Source organism: Chryseobacterium sp. Leaf201, from assembly GCF_001421435.1.
In the GTDB taxonomy this organism is placed as follows: domain Bacteria; phylum Bacteroidota; class Bacteroidia; order Flavobacteriales; family Weeksellaceae; genus Chryseobacterium.
Window position 1 is genome coordinate 1 of sequence record NZ_LMKA01000028.1, and the last position, 3,325, is coordinate 3,325.

A 3,325-nucleotide genomic window follows, 5' to 3' on the forward strand; every position below is an offset into this window, starting at 1 on the left:
AAATTAATATGTTATGATCAAATTGAATAAAAAAAGTTTTGAATTATATGTTTAATGTTAAAAATATACATATCCTAAGTGCATTGCAAAGATAACATTTTTACAATAAAGGCAAAAAAATGTATGAAAATTACTCCATATCTCAGGATAAATATATTTTTATAATTATATTATTTTTAGAAAGCTAACTTTGGAAGATATACTCGAGAACCAATAAATAGTATAAGACCAATAAAAATATTAATTTAGACGATATGAAAAAAAGTTACTGGAATCGGTGGTGTTTTCTTCAAATGTAAAGACCCCAATGTAATTAATGGATGGTATAAGACACATCTTGGATTTGATACCACCCCTTACGGAATCAGTTTTAAGTGGCTGGAAAAAGACGCTGATAAAGAAGGTATCACACAATGGAATCCATTTCCAGAGGATACTACTTATTTTGGGCCCTCCGATAAAGATTATATGATTAATTACCGGGTAGATGATCTGGAATCTCTGTTTAAAGAACTGAAAGGCCAAGGAGTTGTTATTCTTGATCAGATTGAATCTTATGATTATGGAAAATTCCTGCATATCCTTGATCCTGAAGGTAACAAAATTCAATTGTGGCAACCCTCAGTTTAACGATGTTTCTCTTCACCTATTTGAACAAGCAGCAAATCAATTGTATATAATTTTATACTGCTGAAATTCAATATTATATGATAAATTAATTTTAGTTAATATATTTAAGTAGTGAATATAATTTTGCATTTTTGTATTATCACTCCAATTAGAAAGCGCCAGTAGGACAATATGAATTTTAAGTGCATTGCTGAATTTTTGGTATATAATCAATATTTAATATACTTTTGCCAAATATGAAGAAATGAATTAAAAGTATTAATAAAGAATAATCTCTTTCATTTATAAAATATTATTCAGTTGTGGAATATTAACTATCAATAAATAATTGCTATGCTTACATCTAAAGACAGTTTTTCGCATTTTATTAAAGCTGAAATAGAGGAGTTCTATAAAATTAGCCTGCCCGACTGTAAGGAACAGAAGCAGCTTATCTTTACTCTTTCCCATTATTTATTGGGAGTATATAAGAAAAAGTTATACATCAATCGACTGTCCGGAGAAGTTGTTAATTATAAAGTCTGTCATTTTCTTTTTAACGTAAGGATTTTTTAAGAACCAATACCATGTTTGTTTAAAGGCGGCTGATCACACTTCGGTACCGCCAAGGCTATTTTATAATTGTACGACTTAAGGTTAATAATTTTTCCAATTAATATCATAAAATATACCATCATTTATTTCTGAAGTTATAAAAATTTTTATCATGGTAATATGTGAGGATCTGTTGTTTTCTCATGGTGCTACAGCGCAAAGTTTTAGTTGCCAGGAATATATTTTTCAGGAAGGAACAACTGCAAAATTTTATTTTCAGATAAAAAAAGGAACTGTAAAAATTAATAATTTTACAGCAAACGGAAAAGAAATTGTACATGGTCTTCCTTTTGACGGACACTGTTTTGGTGAAAGTTATATATTTACCCAAACCCCATACGGCATAAATGCTATTACGATAATGAAATGTGAAATAATAAGACTTGAAAAAGAAAAATTCCTACAACTTTTACTATCGACTCCTCATTTATTTCTAAAAATAAACAAATATACCGCAGAGCGTCTACATTTCAGATATTTAATCTCTTCATTCTTACGGGAAACAAATCCTTTGAGCAGGATCACAAAATTACTGGACTATATTAAATCCTATTTTAAATATGAAGAACAATACAGCTTTATGGTTCCATACACCAGAACGCAGCTCGCAAGTTTAACTGGACTGCGAATTGAAACAGTGATCAAAACAATAAAAAAAATGGAGTTTTATGGCCATGTGAAAATAATTGAAAGAAAAATTTATTATTAAATAGTACGTCTCAAAAAACGATTAATAAAGAATTGTTTGTCATCAGTTTTTTTCAATTTATAAGGAGCATCTGTGGTCTTAGGTGCCTCCATCATGATGATATCCTCTAGGTTTCGTCATGTTTTCCTAGGAGGATACCATATGTTTTTTCCGACTGTTAATAATAACTTCTGATACATTGGGGTGCATATTTTATAGTTCGTAAAAAATGGTCCCGGGATCTTCTGCAGCTTTTCTTTTTGCGAACTAAGAATTAATCTTGGCGCGATATCCTGAAAAGGTTTAGTTCGACAAATCATTCCGGATCAGCGGTTGGCCAGCTGCCTCCGGAACCATTTTTACGAACTAAAGCGGAACCGGCTCTGCGGGACACTGGTGCCCAGGCTTTTCCCCACCACGTTCAGAGTCCCTCAGGCCGGTGGGCTTTTTTTATTTGGGTGAGCTTCAGAAGTGAAAGCGCAGTTAAGGTTTTTCTGTATTGCTCCCGTTGATAAAGACCCTTGCTGCCTTCCAGCTGCGTAAGCGGTGTTCTGTTTTCCTTATGCAAATTTGAAAATTCATATTCCTAAAAATTCTTTCCTGTAACAATTGACGGTTTCCAGAGAAACTTTTCTCTCCGCTTTGCTGCAATAAAACTTTCCCCGGACCCTCCGACAATTCTTACCCCGACACCCAGCGGCAGGCCGCCCCATTTTTGGGCCTNAAACTTTTCTCTCCGCTTTGCTGCAATAAAACTTTCCCCGGACCCTCCGACAATTCTTACCCCGACACCCAGCGGCAGGCCGCCCCATTTTTGGGCCTCTAAATTTTCCTGGTAAATGGCATAGAAAAACGACGATACCTCTTATACGAAGCAAGAATACAGCGGTCTTTGACATCAACGGAAAAAGCAATAACACAGAAAATCAAAACTACTTATGCTTTCACTTCAGAAGACTTTCACCCGGAAGANGCAAGAATACAGCGGTCTTTGACATCAACGGAAAAAGCAATAACACAGAAAATCAAAACTACTTATGCTTTCACTTCAGAAGACTTTCACCCGGAAGAATCCGACAGAGTTTCCTCGAACCAAAGCAATAAACAATAACACAATTTTTAAAATAATATAACGACTAATTAATTTATATAATAGTATGAATGGTCCGTACCTAGGCTATATTGTAAACTCGAAAGCTCCATAGTCAAGACAAATTAACTTTAAGCAAAAATATGTTTAAATGATAATGTTCTGGAGAATAGTAAGGAAATTGACTGGGGGTATTAGACCAATAGGTGGGTTTTGAGTATTGAAAGTAGTAACTATATCATTTAAAAGGATTTTTCAATTTCAAAAAACTAATTGCTATTATTCAAACAGAAGTTAGTTAACAAAAATTAAAAAAAAATTAA

Annotated in this window: 1 protein-coding gene; it reads left to right on the top strand. The window is 33.4% G+C overall.

Going from position 1 to position 3,325, the window contains the following annotated elements:
* The first annotated feature begins 1,336 nt into the window (after positions 1-1,336).
* Complete coding sequence (locus ASE55_RS03220) at positions 1,337-1,933, top strand: Crp/Fnr family transcriptional regulator (protein ID WP_056215491.1); 597 nt, start codon at positions 1,337-1,339, stop codon at positions 1,931-1,933.
* Positions 1,934-3,325 lie beyond the last annotated feature (1,392 nt).

Coding starts and splice junctions, on each gene's coding strand:
- ASE55_RS03220 (WP_056215491.1), top strand. CDS start 1,337: ATGGTAATATGTGAGGATCTGTTGTTTTCTCATGGTGCTACAGCGCAA.